Genomic DNA, 16,861 nt, shown 5'->3' with positions numbered 1-16,861 from the left:
CGATCATGTGTGTTTGACTGAAACATCAAGAGAGTTTCGGCGGCCATAGCGAGAGGGAAACGCCCGGTCCCATTCCGAACCCGGAAGCTAAGCCTCCCAGCGCCGATGGTACTGCAGGGGAGACCCTGTGGGAGAGTAGGACACCGCCGGACACCCATTAACGGAATGGCCACCCAACGCAGGGTGGCCATTCCGCGTTAACAGCCGATTGTCTGAGGGATCAGCATCGGAGAGGATCGAGAGATGGCAGAGCACGAGTCGCGCGACGACGCTGAACGCAGACCCCGCGGCAGGCGTGACGACACGTCCTCGAAGCGCACGCCGCCCGCCAAGCGCGATGGCGACCGCAAGCCGTATGCCTCCCGTGACGGCGGCGACCGCAAGCCCTACGAGCGGCGTGACGGTGGCGAACGCCGGTCGGCTGCCCCGCGTGCCGGCGACCGCAAGCCGTATGTGAAGCGAGACGGCGACCGTCCGTACCAGAAGCGGGACGATGAGCGTAAGCCGTACCCGCGTCGCGACGACGACCGCAAGCCGTATGCCAAGCGCGACGACGACCGCAAGCCGTATGCCAAGCGCGACGACGACCGCAAGCCGTACGCGAAGCGCGACGACGACCGCAAGCCGTACGCGAAGCGCGACAGCGACCGTCCGTACCAGAAGCGCGACAGCGACCGTCCGTACCAGAAGCGCGATGACGACCGTAAGCCCTATGCGCGTCGCGACGACGACCGCAAGCCGTACGCGAAGCGCGACAGCGACCGTCCGTACCAGAAGCGCGACGACGACCGTAAGCCCTACCCGCGTCGCGACGACGACCGCAAGCCGTATGCCAAGCGCGACGATGACCGCAAGCCGTACGCGAAGCGCGACGACGACCGCAAGCCGTACGCGAAGCGCGACGATGACCGCAAGCCGTACGCGAAGCGCGACAGCGACCGTCCGTACCAGAAGCGCGACGACGACCGTAAGCCCTATGCGCGTCGCGACGACGACCGTAAGCCCTATGCGCGTCGCGACGATGACCGCGGCTCGTCGTCCCGTGCGCCGCGGCCGACCCGCGGTGGAGCGAACCGTCCCGACCGTGAGGTGCGCGAGGGCGAGATCCGGCCGGTCCGTGCGCGTCACGACGATCCGATCATCCCCGAGGACGTCACCGCGCGGGATCTGCACCCGAGCGCCCGCAACGAGCTCAAGACGCTGAGCAAGGAGAACGCGGATCAGGTCGCTCGGCACCTGGCGATGGCCTCGCAGCTCATCCACGAGGACCCTGAGCTGGCGCACCAGCACGCCGTCTCGGCGTCGCGTCGCGCGGGACGCATCGCGGTCGTGCGCGAGACGCTCGCGATCACCGCGTATGCCACCGGCGACTACGCGCTGGCCGTGCGCGAACTCCGCACGTATCGCCGGATCTCCGGCAAGGACGACCAGATCGCCCTGCTCGTCGACAGCGAGCGCGGCGTGGGCCGCCCGGACCGCGCACTCGAAGCGGGTCGGGCAGTCGATCGCTCCTCGCTCGAAACGCCCGTGCGCGTCGAGCTCGCGATCGCCATGTCGGGTGCGCGTCTCGACCAGGGCGATCCCGAGCGGGCGCTGCTGGAGCTCGACATCCCCGAACTGGATCCCGACCGCGCGTACGAGTGGAGCCCTGCCCTGTTCGCCGCCCGTGCCACCGTGCTCGAGGAACTCGGACGCGACGACGAAGCGGCGAAGTGGCGTGCGCGCGCCGACGTGGCGGCCGAGGCGCTGGACGCCGCCTCCGGGTTCGGTGACCTCGAGACGGTCATCGTGGAGGAAGTCGAGGAGGAGGTCGAGGAGGAGCCGGCGGAATCCGACCTCGAGTCCGATCTCGAGCTCGCCGACGATGCCGACGAGTTCGCCGTCGACGACAACGAGTCCGACGTCGACGACGAGTCCGACGTCGACGACGACGACGAGTCCGACGACGACGCCGAGGAACCAGCCGACGACGCCGAAGAGTTCGACGACGCCGAGGAGCCCGCCGCGGCCGACGCCGAGCCCGAGCCTTCGGTCGCCGACGAGGTGGCCGAGTTGCTCGTCGAGGCCGGTGTCGACGAGCCGGACGAGGCCGACCGCTGATGGGTCTGTTCGGACGGCGGTCGACGACTGCCGCCCCGCTGGACGGTGTGGACGTCGTGCTGGCCGACCTGGACGGCGTGGTCTACGCCGGCGCCGGCGCGCTGCCGTACGCCGTCGAGAGCCTCGAGGCCGCGCGTGAGGGCCGCGCACTCGGATACATCACGAACAACGCCTCTCGGACGGATGCCTCGGTCGCGGCGCACCTGACCGAGCTCGGGCTGGCGACAGCCGCGCGTGACGTGGTCACGAGTCCGCAGGCTGCGATGCGGCTGCTGAGCTCGAGGATCGCGCCTGGCTCGACCGTCCTCGTGGTGGGCGGCGACGGCCTCGTCGTCGAAGTCGAGAAGGCCGGCTTCGTCGTGACCCGCAGCGCGGACGAGCATCCGGCGGCAGTGGTCCAGGGCTTCGCACCGGAGGTCGGGTGGGCCCAGCTCGCCGAGGCGGCGTTCGCGCTGAAGGTGCCCGAGGAAGAGGGCGGGATCCCCTGGATCGCGACCAACACCGACTGGACGATCCCGCAGTCGCGTGGCGTCGCCCCCGGCAACGGCACTCTCGTCTCGGCCGTGCACACGGCGGTCGGGCGCCTGGCCACGGTCGCAGGCAAGCCGGAGGTGCCGATCTTCGAGGAGGCGACGGCGCGGTTCGGTGCGCAGCGTCCGCTGTTCCTCGGCGATCGGCTCGACACCGACATCCTCGGGGCCAACAGGGCGGGGATGGCTTCGGCGTTGGTGCTCACCGGCATCGATCGCCCGAAGCACGTGCTCGCCGCCCCGGAGGGCTCGCGCCCGACCTACATCCTGGGTGACCTGCGCGAGCTGCACGAGCCGTATCCCGAGGTGCAGGTCCGGGACGGCGTCGCGACCGTCCGCGGTGCGCGCGTCGCGATCGACGACCCCGACATCCGCATCGTGAGCGAGGGGGAGCGGCCGATCGATCTGGTTCGTGCGGGCGCTGCTGCCATCTGGTCGACCGGCCGGGCGATCTTCGGCTTCCGCGTTCCCGAGCGGCTCTACGCGGATCCGTTCCACCGGCCGTGATCCCCGGCGGCGTCGCGGCGCGCCCGTATCCTGGGGGCATGGATCAGCCCAGCGAACGCGACGACGAGGCCGATGACCTGCTGTCGTCTCTCGAGGTGATCGAGGCGCAGCCGCTCGCGACGCGCGCCGAGGCGTACGAGTCGCTCCACGACACGCTCGCCCGCCGTCTCGAGGCGACCCCCGGCACGCCGTCATGACGCCGCGCCTCGACGCCGCGCTGGCTGCTCGAGGACTCGCCCGCTCGCGCACGCACGCCGCGACCCTCATCGCGCAGGGCCTGGTCTCCGTCGATGGCCGACCTGTCGTCAAGCCCGCAGCTCAGGTCGCCGACGACAGCGTGCTCGAGGTCGCGGGCGGCGACCACTACGTCAGCCGCGCGGCCCACAAGCTCATCGCCGGGCTGGATGCGTTCGGCATCGACGTGCGCGGGCGGCTCGCCCTCGACATGGGCACCTCGACCGGGGGCTTCACGCAGGTGCTCCGGGAGCGCGGCGCCGAGCCGGTGATCGCGGTGGATGTCGGCCACGGGCAGCTCGCGGCATCCGTCGCCGACGACCCCGGCGTCATCTCGGTCGAGGGGTTCAACGTCCGCCACATGACACGCGACTCTCTCGCCGAGGCGTCGGGCATCGACGCGCCGCCGTCCGTGATCACCGGCGACCTGTCTTTCATCTCGCTGACGCATGTGCTGCCGGCCGCGCGCGACGTCGCGGCCGCACCGGCGGATCTCGTGCTGCTCATCAAGCCGCAGTTCGAGGTGGGGCGCACGGCGGTCAAGGGCGGGCTCGTGACGAATCCCGCGCTGCGGGCGGATGCCGTCGCCGGCGTCCTGTGGGCGGCGTGGGATGCCGGACTCGGCACGTGCGGCGTCGTCTCCTCCCCGGTCGTGGGGACGCACGGGAATTCCGAGTTCATCGCACACCTCGCGCCGGGGCAGGGGAGCAATCCGACAGAATGGTTGGGCACTGTGAACCGACTGGCGGGGAGCCGATGAACAACTCCGATCCACGGGCCGACGCAGGGGCCGAGCGCAGCATCCTGGTGGTCGCGCACGCGCACCGTGCCGAGACGGTGGATGCCGCGGAGCGGGTCGTGACGGCGCTGCGCGCCGCGGGAGCGCGGCCGGTGCTCTCGCCGGACGACAGCGAAGACGTCATCGCGGTGCGCCCGTCGTTCGCCGACATCGCGATCCTCGGCCGCGATGTCGCGGTCGCCGACATCGAGCTGGCGATCGTGCTCGGAGGCGACGGCACCATCCTGCGCGCGGCCGAACTCGTGCGGGACGGCACGGCTCCCGTGCTCGGCATCAACATGGGGCACGTCGGCTTCCTCGCCGAGATCGAGCGCGACGACATGGACGACGCCGTCCGCCGAGTGATCGAGCGTGACTACGACGTCGAGGAGCGACTTGCGCTGCAGGTGCGCGTGAAGGACACCGCCGACTCGGTGATCTACGAGACGTGGGCGCTCAACGAGGCGACGGTCGAGAAGGCGAGCCGCGAGCGCATGCTCGAGGTCGTCATCGAGATCGACGGCCGGCCGCTGTCGACGTTCGGATGCGACGGCGTCGTGATCTCGACCCCGACCGGCTCGACCGCGTACAACTTCTCGGCCGGCGGGCCCGTCATCTGGCCGACCGTCGAGGCCATCGCGGTGGTGCCGCTCTCTGCGCACGCGCTCTTCGCGGAGCCGCTCGTGGTCGGGCCGGAGCATTCGGTCGCGATCGAGGTGCTCGAACACACGAACGGCACCGGCATCCTGTGGTGCGACGGGCGCCGCTCGCACGATCTGCCGCCCGGAGCGCGCGTCGTCGTACGCCGTTCCAGCCGGCCCGTGCGTCTCGCGCGTCTTCACCCGGCGCAGTTCACCGACCGTCTCGTGCGCAAGTTCCGCCTGCCGGTGGAGGGGTGGCGCGGTCCGGCGGCGATCACCGCCGCGCTCCCGCTCGCGCCGGCGAAGGATGCCGCATCCGCGGCCCCCGCCGATCCCGCGGCGCGTCTCGCCGGAGAGGTCGCCCCGTGATCGAAGAGATGCGGCTGCGCGACCTGGGGGTGATCGCGGAGGCCACCTTGCCGATCGGGCCTGGGTTCACCGCGATCACCGGCGAGACCGGCGCGGGCAAGACGATGGTGGTGACGGGTCTCGGGCTGCTGCTCGGGCAGCGCGCCGATTCGGGCGCGGTGCGCGCCGGCGCCGCGCAGGCGACCGTGGACGGCGTGTGGATCGTGCCGGAGGAGGGCGCCGTCGCCGAGCGCGTGCGTGAGGCGGGCGGCGACGTCGAGCCCCTCGGGGACGGCCGCGCCGAGCTCTTCGTCGGGCGCTCGATCTCGAGCGAGGGCCGCGGCCGCGCATCGGTCGGCGGTCGCGCCGCCCCCGCGGGCGTGCTGGCCGACCTCGCCGACTCGCTCGTCGTGGTGCACGGTCAGTCCGACCAGCTGCGCCTGCGCTCGGCCGCCGCGCAGCGCGATGCGCTCGACCGGTTCGGCGGCGAGCCCGTGCAGGCCGCGCGAGCCGAGTACCGCCTGGCGTACGAGCACTGGCGCACGCTCGACCGCGAGCTCTCGCAGCTGACCGCCGACCGGGATGCCCGGGCGCGCGAAGCGGAGGAGCTGCGCGCGCAGCTCGCCGACATCGAGCAGGCGGCGCCGCAGCCCGGCGAGGACGCCGAGCTCGCCACGCGCGCCGAGCGGCTCGCGAACGCGGAGGAGCTGAGGCTGGCCGCGGCCTCCGCGCACGATGCGCTGTCGGGAGAGGGAGACGCGCCCGATGCGGGATCGCTTCTGGCCGAGGCGCGCCGGGCCCTCGAACGGGTGCACGATCCTGTGCTCGAGGAGCTGGGTGCGCAGGTCGCCGACCTCGGCTATCGCACCGCCGACGTCGCCGCGGCGCTCGCGGGCTACCTCGCCGATCTCGACGAGACCGGCCCCCACGAACTGGCCGCCGTCGAGGAGCGCCGGTCGGTGCTGGCGGCCCTGGTGCGCGCACACGGCTCGCTCGACGCGGCGCTCGACCTGCTCGACTCCGGATCCGCGCGGCTCGCCGAACTCGATGACGACGGTGATCGCATCGAGCGGCTCACGAGCGAGCGGGATGCCGCGGCATCCGCCCTCGACACGGCCGCGGGCGCGCTGACCGCGGCGCGCACCGAGGCGGCGGAGCGACTGGGCGCTGCGGTGACGGCCGAGCTGCGCGCCCTCGCGATGCCCGACGCGCGCCTGGAGGTGGCCGTCACCCCCGGAGCCGAGTCGGCGTCGGGCCGGGACGACGTCGCGATCCTGCTCGCCCCGCACCCCGGCGCCGAGCCGCGGGCGGTCTCGCGCGGCGCGAGCGGCGGCGAGCTCAGCCGCGTGATGCTCGCGATCGAGGTCGTGATCGCCGCCGTCGACCCCGTGCCCACCTTCGTCTTCGACGAGGTCGACGCCGGCATCGGCGGCGCGGCCGCCATCGAGGTCGGCCGGCGTCTGGCCCGGCTCGCGCAGTCGTCGCAGGTGATCGCGGTGACCCATCTCGCGCAGGTCGCCGCGTTCGCGGCCAATCATCTGACGGTCGTGAAGGCGAGCGACGGCTCGGTCACGGCATCCGATGTCCGGCGTCTGGACGGTGCCGAGCGCGAGGCCGAGATGGCGCGACTGCTCTCGGGGATGCCGGATTCCGATGCCGCGCTCACACACGCACGCGAGTTGCTCAGACTTCGCACGGACCTGGACTGATAGGATAAAAGCCCGTGATGCAGACTTCTGGTTCTTCCCGCGGCGACTCTACTGACGACACCACCAAGCACATCTTCGTGACCGGTGGTGTCGTCTCTTCTCTGGGCAAGGGTCTCACCGCCGCCAGCCTCGGGAACCTCCTGACGGCGCGCGGACTGCGCGTGGTCATGCAGAAGCTCGACCCGTACCTCAACGTCGACCCGGGCACGATGAACCCCTTCCAGCACGGCGAGGTCTTCGTCACCGACGACGGCGCCGAGACGGATCTCGACATCGGCCACTACGAGCGTTTCCTCGACATCGAGCTGAGCGAGGCGGCGAACGTCACGACGGGGCAGATCTATTCGCAGGTGATCGCCAAGGAGCGCCGCGGCGAGTACCTCGGCGACACGGTGCAGGTGATCCCGCACATCACCGACGAGATCAAGCGCCGCATGCGCCTGCAGGCCACCGAGGAGCCGCGTCCCGACGTCATCATCACCGAGATCGGCGGCACGGTCGGCGACATCGAGTCGCAGCCGTTCATCGAGTCGGCGCGGCAGATCCGCCACGAGCTCGGCCGCACCAACGTCTTCTTCGTGCACGTCTCGCTGGTGCCGTTCATGGGCGCCTCGGGCGAGCAGAAGACCAAGCCCACGCAGCACTCGGTGGCGGCACTGCGCTCGATCGGCATCCAGCCGGACGCGCTCGTGCTGCGCAGCGATCGCCCCGTGACGGAGTCGAACAAGCGCAAGATCGCGCTCATGTGCGACGTCGACGAGGGCGCGGTCGTGAACGCGGTCGACGTGCCGAGCATCTACGACATCCCGTCGATGCTCAACGCCCAGGGTCTCGACGAGTACATCGTGCGCGCGCTCGGCCTCTCGAAGGCGGCGGATGTCGACTGGTCGCGCTGGGAGCGCGTGCTGCAGGCCGTGCACAACCCGAAGCACGAGGTCACGATCGGCCTGGTCGGCAAGTACATAGACCTGCCGGACGCTTACCTCTCGGTCACCGAGGCGCTGAAGGCGGGCGGGTTCGCGCAAGAGACCCACGTGAACATCCGCTGGATCCCGTCGGACGAGTGCGAGACGCCGGAGGGCGCCGCCAAGGCGCTCGCGCCGCTGGACGGCATCGTGATCCCGGGCGGTTTCGGCATCCGCGGCATCGAGGGCAAGATCGGGGCGCTGAAGTTCGCGCGCGAGCAGGGCATCCCGACCCTCGGCATCTGCCTGGGCCTGCAGTGCATCGTGATCGAGTACGCACGCCACGTCGCGGGCATCGAGGGGGCGTCCTCGAGCGAGTTCGACCCCGACACCGCGCACCCGGTCATCGCGACGATGGAGGAGCAGGTCGACATCCTCGACCACGGCGATCTCGGCGGCACGATGCGTCTGGGGCTGTACCCCGCCGACCTCGTGGAAGGCAGCATCGCCGCCGAGGTGTACGGTTCGAACCGCGCGTCCGAGCGTCACCGTCACCGGTACGAGGTCAACAACCGGTACCGCGAGCAGATCGCACAGGCGGGGCTGGTGTTCTCGGGTGTGAACCCGGATCTCGATCTCGTCGAGTACGTCGAGCTGCCGCGCGACGTGCACCCGTACTACATCGCGACGCAGGCGCACCCCGAGCTGCGCTCGCGCCCGACCGATGCGAACCCGCTGTTCCGCGGCCTCGTCGGCGCGGCGCTCGAGCGTCACCGCTCGAGCGAGCTGTTCGACGGCGAGCCCTTCGAGCCGGCCGAGGAATCGGTGGCGTGACCGGCGAACGGATGCCGCGGCCCGGCGCCCCGAGCACGCCGGTGCGCGTGCTCGCCGATGAACCGGTCGACGCGACGATCGTCGAGAGCGAGCGGGTGTACGAGGGTCGCGTGTGGGATGTCCGCAGCGACACCGTGTCGTACGGCGACGGCCGGATCGTGCGTCAGTACGTCGACCATCCCGGCGCGGCGGCGGTGGTGGCGCTGGACGAGCATGACCGGGTGCTGCTGATCCAGCAGTACCGGCATCCGATCCGGCTCCGCGACTGGGAGGTGCCGGCAGGCCTGCTCGACGTCGACGGCGAGAGCCCGCTCGAGACGGCCCGGCGGGAGCTCGCCGAGGAGGCGGACCTCGTGGCGGAGTCGTGGGAGCCGCTCGTGAGCGTCTTCACGACCCCGGGCGGCAATGACGAGGTCGTGCATCTGTTCCTCGCGCGCGGCCTGTCGCCCGCGGGCGCCGTGCATGCACGCGAGGAGGAGGAGGCCGACATCGTCCTGGAGTGGGTGGCGCTGGACGATGTCGTCGACGGGATCTTCTCGGGCCGGCTGCGCAACGGCATCATGACGGTGGGCGTGCTGGCCGCGCGTGAGCGCCTGCGCTCCGCGCGGGAGGCCACGGGCGCCTGATCCGGGCGGCGGGTTCGCGCATGCGACTGGACCGGGCGGTGGATTCCTACCTGCGCCACGTCTCGATCGAGCGCGGGCTGTCGGAGAACACGGTGGCGGCGTATCGCCGCGACCTCGCCGGCTACGTGGCCTGGCTGCGCGAGCGAGGCATCGACGACACGTCGGCGGTGACCGCCGACGTGGTCGGTGCCTTCGTCGCGGATCGCGCCGCGGCTCGTCCGCCCATCGCGGCGTCGTCGCTCGCCCGGCTCCAGTCCTCGGTGCGCGGGCTTCACCGGTTCCTCGCCCGAGAGGGCGTCGAGACGGTCGATCCGGCGGCCCGCCTGCGTCCGCCGAAGCAGCCGCGCCGGCTTCCGAAGGCGCTGACGATCGAGCAGGTGGAGAAGCTGCTGGATGCCGCCGGCCCGGCGCCCGCGACGGTGGCGGCGTCTGATGCGCCGGGCGCCGCCGCGGCGGGTCCGGCTCCGAGCGGGGGAGCGGCGCCGGGAGACCTCATCGGGATGCGCGACCGTGCGCTGCTCGAACTGCTGTACGCGACCGGCGCACGCGTCTCCGAAATCGTGCAGCTGGACGTCGACGACGTGAGTCACGGCGATGTGCTGCGCGTGCGGGGCAAGGGCTCGAAGGAGCGCATCGTCCCGGTCGGCTCGTACGCGCGCGCCGCGCTCGACGTGTACCTCACGCGCGCGCGGCCCGAGCTGTCGCGCCGGGGACGGGCGACCCCGAGGCTCTTCCTCGGGGCGCGGGGCGCGCCGCTCTCGCGGCAGAGCGCATGGCTCGTCATCCAGTCCGCCGCCGAACGCGCGCACCTGACGGCGCACGTGTCGCCGCACACACTGCGCCACTCGTTCGCGACGCACCTGCTGCAGGGCGGGGCCGACGTCCGCGTGGTGCAGGAGCTGCTGGGGCACGCGTCGGTCGCCACGACGCAGATCTACACGTACGTCTCGGTGGATGCGCTGCGCGACGTCTATGCCACCTCGCACCCCCGGGCGCGGTGAGCGGCCGGGGGATCGAAGTGTGCGGCATTCGCCGCCGGTCCGGCGCCGTGCCGCGTGAAATCCCGGTGGCCGACTAGTATCGAGCGAGCACGAGGAAGCGGGAGCACGGTGGCTGACAGCAGGACGAAGACAGGGTCGGCGAAGACCTCGAAGTCCGAGGTTCCGATCGGACCGACCGGGCGTCCGTACCACGGCTTCGCCACGCCTCCCCAGCTCGACGGCCACGGCCCCGCCCGCATCATCTCGCTGTGCAACCAGAAGGGCGGCGTCGGCAAGACGACGACCACCATCAACCTCGCCGCGGCGCTGGCGTCGTACGGACGCAAGGTGCTCGCCGTCGACTTCGACCCGCAGGGCGCCCTGTCGGCGGGACTCGGCATCCAGACGCACGAGACCCCCACCATCTACGACCTGCTGCTGGACGGCAAGCGCGACCCGCGCGAGGTGATCGTGCGCTCGCGCGTCGAGAACCTGGACGTGCTCCCCGCCAACATCGATCTGTCGGCCGCGGAGGTTCACCTGGTGAACGAGGTCGCCCGGGAGCAGACGCTCGCGCGAGTCCTCCGCCCCGTCGCCAACGACTACGACGTGGTGCTCATCGACTGCCAGCCGTCGCTCGGCCTGCTCACCGTGAACGCGCTCACGGCGAGCCACGGCGTGATCATCCCGCTGGAATGCGAGTTCTTCGCGCTGCGCGGCGTGGCCCTCCTGATCGAGACGATCGACAAGGTGCGCGACCGGCTGAATCCGACGATCACGCTCGACGGCGTGCTGGCGACGATGTACGACCCTCGCACTCTGCATTCGCGCGAAGTGCTCGAGCGGGTCGTGGACGCCTTCGGCGACGACGTGCTCGAGACGGTGATCGGGCGCACGGTCAAGTTCCCGGACGCGTCCGTCTCGGGCATGCCCATCACCGAGTTCGCGCCCGAGCACGCTGCCGCGCAGGCGTACCTGCGACTGGCGCGGGAGCTGGTCGCCCGTGGCGCCGTCGCCTGAGGTCACCGAACCGGGCGAGGGGTTCCGCGTCTCGCTGTCGAACTTCGACGGCCCGTTCGATCTGCTGCTGAACCTCATCTCGAAGCATGAGCTCGACATCACCGAGGTGTCGCTGTCGAAGGTGACCGACGAGTTCATCTCGTATCTGCGGCAGCTGGGGCCGGAGGAGGATCTCGACGAGGCCTCCGAGTTCCTGGTCGTGGCGGCGACACTGCTCGACATGAAGGTCGCGGGGCTGCTGCCGCAGGGCGAGCTCGTCGATGCCGAGTCGGTCGCGCTGCTCGAGGCGCGCGATCTGCTCTTCGCCCGCCTGCTGCAGTACCGCGCGTTCAAGGAGGTCTCGGCGTGGTTCGAGCGGTGCCTGCGCCGCGAGGAGCGGCGGCACACGCGCTCGGTGCGCCTCGACGAGAAGTACCGCAACGCGGTGCCCGAGCTCGCGTGGTCGCTCACCGTCGACGACTTCGCCGCGCTCGCGCTCCTCGCGATGACGCCGAAGGAGATCCCCCGGGTGGGCCTGGACCACCTGCACGCGCCGCTGGTGAGCATCCGCGAGCAGGCGGCGATCGTGGTCACCCTGCTGCGGGATGCCGGAAGCCTGACGTTCCGCGAGCTCATCGCCGGCGTGGACCAGTCCGGAGTCGTCGTGGCGCGATTCCTGTCGGTGCTCGAGCTCTACCGCCATGCCGCCCTCTCGTTCGAGCAGCTCGAGCCGCTCGGCGAGCTGACTCTCCGCTGGAGCGCGCAGCGGTGGTCCGACGAGAACCTCGCGACCCTGGGAGCCGACTATGACCGATGATCCCGAGACCCCCGCTTCGCGGGCACCCGCAACGGGGGGCGACCTGCCGCACGTGGCCGACGATGTCGCGCGCCGGCTGGAGGCGATCCTGCTGATCGTCGAGGAGCCGCAGAGCCTGGTGAGCCTCGCGGCGGCCGTCGGAGCGCCCGTGCCCGCCGTGCGGCAGGCGATCGAAGCACTCGTGGACGACTACGACGGCCGTGCCGGCGGACCGGTGCGCGGGTTCGAGCTGCGCGAGGTCGGCGGCGGGTGGCGACTGTACGTGCGCGAGGAGTTCGACGACCTCGTGAGCGAGTTCGTCGGGGGCCAGGCGCCGTCGCGACTGTCGCAGGCGGCGCTGGAGACGCTGGCCGTGATCGCGTACAAGCAGCCGGTGACCCGCAGTCAGGTCGCCTCCATCCGAGCGGTGAACGTGGACTCGGTGGTGCGGACGCTGCTGGCGCGCGGACTCATCACCGAGCTGTTCACGGATGCCGAGACCGGCGCCATCAACTACGGCACGACGGAGGCCCTGCTCGGGCACCTCGGCATCAACTCTCTGGACGAGCTGCCCCACATCTCGCCGCTGCTCGACGGCGCCGACGAGGTCACGGGAGACGTCTTCGACGGAAGGACACCACGATGACCGATCGAGACCCGCAGCAGCCCGAGCGGCCGGCGGAGGGCATCCGGCTGCAGAAGGCGCTCGCCAATGCGGGGGTCGCGTCACGCCGGGTCGCCGAGCAGTTCATCGTCGAGGGACGGGTGCGGGTCAACGGCGCCGTCGTGACCGAACTGGGCTCCCGCATCGACCCCGACCACGACCTGGTCGACGTCGACGGCACCGCGGTGCAGCTCGACCAGTCGAAGCGCTACGTCATGCTCAACAAGCCGACCGGCGTCGTGAGCTCGATGAAGGACGACCGCGGTCGCCCCGATCTGCGCGGCTTCACCAAGGACTGGCCCGAACGCCTCTACAACGTGGGGCGACTGGATGCCGACACCAGCGGCCTGCTCGTGCTCACCAACGACGGCGAGCTCGCGCACGTGCTCGCGCACCCGTCGTTCGGGGTGACGAAGGTCTACATCGCCAAGGTCGACGGGCAGGTGACGCCGCAGACGATCCAGAAGCTCGTGCGGGGCATCGAGCTCGAGGACGGCCCGATCGCGGCGGACAAGGCCCGGCTGCTGTCCACCTCGACGGGCTCGGTGGCCGGCGCCTCCGGCGGCGGGTCGCTCGTGGAGCTCACGCTGCACTCCGGCCGCAACCGCATCGTGCGGCGCATGATGGATGCGGTGGGGCATCCGGTCATCGAACTCGTCCGCCGGCAGTTCGGACCGCTCCACCTGGGAACACTGCCAGCCGGGCGTGCCCGCGAGTTGACTAAAGTGGAGCGCGGCGCTCTGCTGACTCTCGCGCGCCGTGACACCTCGTCCACTCTGGCGGGAGAGGACGAACAGGAGACGTAAGTGACCGATTCCGCCGCGCGCGCCGCCCGCGACACGGCCGGCCTCGCTCCGCGCGTACGGGGCCCGGTGCGCATCGTCGGCGCCGGCCTGCTCGGCGCGAGCATCGGCCACGCGCTGAGCGCCCGCGGGGTCGACGTCGCGCTCGACGACACGTCGCCCTCGCAGCTGCGCCTCGCCGTCGACTACGGTGCCGGCCGGCGCGCGTCCGACGGCGACGACCCGGCGCTCGTGGTGGTCGCCGTGCCGCCCGATGTGACCGCCGACATCATCGAGCGCGAGCTCACCCGCTTCCCGCGGGCCGTCGTGACCGACGTCGCGAGCGTCAAGCTCGAGCCGCTGCGCGCGCTGCGCGAACGCGGTGTCGATCTCACGCACTACATCGGCTCGCACCCGCTCGCCGGCCGGGAGCGCGGGGGAGCGATCTCGGCGCGCGCCGACATCTTCGTCGGTCGCCCGTGGGTCGTCTGCCGCGACGCCGAGACGCCGTCCGCCGACCTCGCACTCGTCGAGGCGCTCGCGCTCGACCTGGGCGCCACGCCGATCGAGATGTCGCCCGAAGACCACGACCGCGCCGTCGCCCTGGTCTCGCACGTGCCGCAGCTCGTCGCGAGCCTGCTGGCGGGGCGCTTCGTCGACGCGCCCGACGACAGCCTGCGCCTCGCGGGCCAGGGCGTGCGCGACACGACCCGCATCGCGGCATCCGCCCCCGAACTGTGGGTGCAGATCCTCGGCGCCAACTCCGATCCCGTCGTCGACGTGCTCGACCGCCTCGCCGCCGACCTGTCGGCGGTGGCCGACGCACTGCGCGCCCCCGATGCCCCCGGCGCGCGGCGCGCGGTCGCCGACACCATCCGCCGCGGCAACGACGGCGTCGAGCGTCTTCCCGGCAAGCACGGGCAGAATCGCCGCTTCGAGCAGGTCGTCGTCATGGTCGACGACACCCCGGGTCAGCTCGGGCGCCTCTTCGGCGAGCTCGGCGAGCTCGGCGTCAACGTGGAAGACCTGCGCCTGGAGCATTCGCCCGGCGCTCAGTTCGGCCTCGCCGAGATCAGCGTCGTCCCGAGCGCGGTGCGCCGGGCCGTCGACGGCCTCGAAGCGCGCGGCTGGAAGATTGCGAGCACCACCAATGACTGACCCCATGAGCGCGCCCGCCGTCGCGGCGCCCGGCACCGTGATCGTCGCGATCGACGGGCCTGCCGGCAGCGGCAAGTCGAGCGTCTCGAAGCAGGCCGCGCGCCGGCTCGGATACGGCTACCTCGACACCGGCGCCGCCTACCGGGCACTCGCCTGGCACGCGCTCGAGCATGGCATCGACACGTCGGACGCGGCATCCGTTCTCGACGTCGCGAGCGATTTCGACTACGCGATCTCGCTCGACCCCGACGCCTACTGGGTGCGGGTCGGCGGCACCGACGTGACCGACGCCATCCGCGAGCCGCGCGTGTCGGACGCGGTGAGCGGTGTGGCGCGCGTGCCCGCCGTGCGCGAGTCGGTCAACGCGCTGTTCCGTGCGCTCGTCGCGGGGTCTGGGCGTCCGGGCGTCGTCGTCGAGGGCCGCGACATCACCACGGTCGTCGCGCCCGACGCACCGGTGCGCATCCTGCTCACCGCCGCGCCCGAGGTGCGGGCCGCGCGCCGCAGCGCCGAGCTGACGCATCAGGATGCCGCGGCCGTCGCCGCGGCCCTCCACCGGCGCGACGCTTCCGATTCGACGGTCGTCGACTTCCTCACCGCCGCACCCGGCGTCGAGGTCGTCGACTCGACCGACCTTGATTTCGACCAGACCGTGGATGCCGTGCTCGACGTCATCGACAACACGCTCGGCGCGTCCGCGGATGGTCCCGTTCAGACAGGAGCCCGAGATGGCAGCTGACGACCGCTCCGAGTTCGAGGAGTACGAAGCAGGCGAGGACCACCTCGCCGAGAACCTCGCCGCGCTCGACGACGACCTCGTCGCACAGCGCGCGGCGGCCCTGCGCGCCGGTCTCGAGGACTACGACCTCGACACCGAGGACGAGGAGCTCCTGGAGGGGCTCGTCCACGGTGTCGACGGCATCGAGGTCCTGCCGGCGCTCCCGGTGGTCGCGATCGTCGGCCGGCCCAACGTCGGCAAGTCGGCGCTGGTCAACCGCATCCTCGGCCGTCGTGAGGCCGTCGTCGAGGACACCCCCGGCGTCACGCGCGACCGCGTGACGTACAAGGCCGAGTGGATGGATCGGCGGTTCACGATCGTCGACACCGGCGGCTGGGAGCCCGACGCGAAGGGCATCGACCGCTCGGTCGCCGCCCAGGCGGAGGTGGCGATCGACCTCTCGGACGTCGTGATGTTCGTGGTCGACGCGATGGTGGGTGCCACCTCGACCGACGAGCACGTCGTGCGGCTGCTGCGCAAGAGCGGCAAGCCGGTCTTCCTCGTCGCCAACAAGGTGGACGACGCCCGTCAGGAGCCCGAGGCCGCCGCCCTGTGGAACCTGGGTCTCGGCGAGCCGCACCCGGTGTCGGCGATCCACGGCCGCGGCGTCGCCGACCTTCTCGACGAGGTCGTGAAGGTGCTGCCCGATGTCTCGGCCGTCGCCAAGAACGAGATCGGCGGCCCGCGCCGCGTCGCGATCCTCGGCCGTCCGAACGTCGGCAAGTCGTCGCTGCTCAACAAGGCTGCGGGCGAGGAGCGCGTCGTCGTCAACGAGCTGGCCGGCACCACGCGCGACCCCGTCGATGAGCTCGTCGAGGTCGGCGGCAGGCTGTGGCGCTTCGTCGACACCGCCGGCATCCGCCGTCGCGTGCACCTGCAGCAGGGCGCGGACTTCTATGCGTCGCTGCGCACGTCGGCCGCTCTCGAGAAGGCGGAGGTCGCCGTCGTCGTGCTCGACGTCACCCAGCCTCTCAGCGAGCAGGACGTGCGCATCATCGACCTGGTGCTCGAGTCGGGCCGTGCGCTCGTGCTGGCGTTCAACAAGTGGGACCGTCTGAACGACGACGACATGGACGGCATCGACCGCCGCCGGTACCTCGAGCGCGAGATCGAGCAGGACCTCGCGCACGTCGCGTGGGCGCCGCGCGTGAACATCTCAGCACGCACCGGGCGTCACCTCGAAAAGCTCGTGCCGGCGCTCGAGACCGCGCTGGAGTCGTGGGATCAGCGCATCTCGACCGGCAAGTTCAACGCGTTCCTGTCGGAGCTGGTCGCCGAGCACCCGCACCCGGTCCGCGGCGGCAAGCAGCCGCGCATCCTGTTCGGCACGCAGGCGTCGACGCGTCCGCCGACCTTCGTGCTGTTCACGACCGGGTTCCTCGACCCGGGCTACCGCCGCTTCATCCAGCGGCGTCTGCGCGAGCTCTTCGGCTTCGAGGGCACGCCCATCGTGATCAACATGCGCGTGCGGGAGCGTCGCCAGCGCTGACGG

Annotated in this window: 16 protein-coding genes and 1 rRNA gene; all 17 read left to right on the top strand. The window is 71.5% G+C overall.

Annotated elements, in window-relative coordinates:
* Nucleotides 1-35: 35 nt before the first annotated feature.
* The 17 genes from rrf to der all read left to right on the top strand — a co-directional run bounded on the left by rrf (nucleotide 36) and on the right by der (nucleotide 16,858).
* Nucleotides 36-152 (top strand): 5S ribosomal RNA (gene rrf / locus IM778_RS10525).
* 91 nt (nucleotides 153-243) lie between these two features.
* A complete protein-coding gene (locus IM778_RS17930) occupies nucleotides 244-2,100 on the top strand; it encodes a primosomal protein (RefSeq protein ID WP_194408855.1) in 1,857 nt (618 codons plus the stop codon).
* A complete protein-coding gene (locus IM778_RS10515) occupies nucleotides 2,100-3,137 on the top strand; it encodes an HAD-IIA family hydrolase (protein WP_194408854.1) in 1,038 nt (345 codons plus the stop codon). Before IM778_RS17930 ends, IM778_RS10515 begins: the two co-directional genes overlap by 1 nt.
* A 38-nt stretch (nucleotides 3,138-3,175) precedes the next feature.
* Complete coding sequence (locus IM778_RS10510) at nucleotides 3,176-3,334, top strand: hypothetical protein (protein ID WP_194408853.1); 159 nt, start codon at nucleotides 3,176-3,178, stop codon at nucleotides 3,332-3,334.
* The gene (locus tag IM778_RS10505; RefSeq protein ID WP_194408852.1) at nucleotides 3,331-4,131 is read left to right on the top strand and encodes a TlyA family RNA methyltransferase; all 801 of its coding nucleotides are present in this window, start codon (nucleotides 3,331-3,333) and stop codon (nucleotides 4,129-4,131) included. Before IM778_RS10510 ends, IM778_RS10505 begins: the two co-directional genes overlap by 4 nt.
* Nucleotides 4,128-5,159, top strand: coding sequence for an NAD kinase (locus IM778_RS10500; RefSeq protein ID WP_194408851.1), 1,032 nt, complete (start codon nucleotides 4,128-4,130; stop codon nucleotides 5,157-5,159). Before IM778_RS10505 ends, IM778_RS10500 begins: the two co-directional genes overlap by 4 nt.
* Entirely contained in the window at nucleotides 5,156-6,847 is a 1,692-nt protein-coding gene (gene recN, locus IM778_RS10495; protein WP_194408850.1) for a DNA repair protein RecN, read from the top strand. The genes IM778_RS10500 and recN overlap by 4 nt, the downstream gene beginning before the upstream one ends.
* A gap of 17 nt (nucleotides 6,848-6,864) precedes the next feature.
* Nucleotides 6,865-8,586, top strand: coding sequence for a CTP synthase (locus IM778_RS10490; RefSeq protein ID WP_194411825.1), 1,722 nt, complete (start codon nucleotides 6,865-6,867; stop codon nucleotides 8,584-8,586).
* On the top strand, nucleotides 8,583-9,212 hold the full coding sequence (locus IM778_RS10485; RefSeq protein ID WP_228484503.1) for an NUDIX domain-containing protein: 630 nt from the start codon (nucleotides 8,583-8,585) through the stop codon (nucleotides 9,210-9,212). Before IM778_RS10490 ends, IM778_RS10485 begins: the two co-directional genes overlap by 4 nt.
* Nucleotides 9,213-9,232: 20 nt before the next feature.
* Complete coding sequence (gene xerD / locus IM778_RS10480; protein ID WP_194408849.1) at nucleotides 9,233-10,213, top strand: site-specific tyrosine recombinase XerD; 981 nt, start codon at nucleotides 9,233-9,235, stop codon at nucleotides 10,211-10,213.
* Between the two features lie 108 nt (nucleotides 10,214-10,321).
* Complete coding sequence (locus tag IM778_RS10475) at nucleotides 10,322-11,212, top strand: ParA family protein (protein ID WP_194408848.1); 891 nt, start codon at nucleotides 10,322-10,324, stop codon at nucleotides 11,210-11,212.
* The gene (locus IM778_RS10470; RefSeq protein ID WP_194408847.1) at nucleotides 11,196-12,008 is read left to right on the top strand and encodes a segregation and condensation protein A; all 813 of its coding nucleotides are present in this window, start codon (nucleotides 11,196-11,198) and stop codon (nucleotides 12,006-12,008) included. Before IM778_RS10475 ends, IM778_RS10470 begins: the two co-directional genes overlap by 17 nt.
* The gene (gene scpB, locus IM778_RS10465; protein ID WP_228484502.1) at nucleotides 11,998-12,633 is read left to right on the top strand and encodes an SMC-Scp complex subunit ScpB; all 636 of its coding nucleotides are present in this window, start codon (nucleotides 11,998-12,000) and stop codon (nucleotides 12,631-12,633) included. The genes IM778_RS10470 and scpB overlap by 11 nt, the downstream gene beginning before the upstream one ends.
* Nucleotides 12,630-13,457, top strand: a complete 828-nt coding sequence (locus IM778_RS10460; protein WP_194408846.1) for a pseudouridine synthase — start codon at nucleotides 12,630-12,632, stop codon at nucleotides 13,455-13,457. The genes scpB and IM778_RS10460 overlap by 4 nt, the downstream gene beginning before the upstream one ends.
* The gene (locus IM778_RS10455) at nucleotides 13,458-14,591 is read left to right on the top strand and encodes a prephenate dehydrogenase (protein WP_194408845.1); all 1,134 of its coding nucleotides are present in this window, start codon (nucleotides 13,458-13,460) and stop codon (nucleotides 14,589-14,591) included.
* Between the two features lie 4 nt (nucleotides 14,592-14,595).
* The gene (gene cmk / locus IM778_RS10450) at nucleotides 14,596-15,330 is read left to right on the top strand and encodes a (d)CMP kinase (RefSeq protein ID WP_228484501.1); all 735 of its coding nucleotides are present in this window, start codon (nucleotides 14,596-14,598) and stop codon (nucleotides 15,328-15,330) included.
* Complete coding sequence (der, locus tag IM778_RS10445) at nucleotides 15,320-16,858, top strand: ribosome biogenesis GTPase Der (protein ID WP_194408843.1); 1,539 nt, start codon at nucleotides 15,320-15,322, stop codon at nucleotides 16,856-16,858. Before cmk ends, der begins: the two co-directional genes overlap by 11 nt.
* Nucleotides 16,859-16,861 lie beyond the last annotated feature (3 nt).

This window comes from Microbacterium cremeum (assembly GCF_015277855.1).
Classification (GTDB): Bacteria; Actinomycetota; Actinomycetes; order Actinomycetales; family Microbacteriaceae; genus Microbacterium; species Microbacterium cremeum.
The sequence above is the reverse complement of the archived record's forward strand: the minus strand, read 5'-3'. Positions and strand labels throughout refer to the sequence as shown.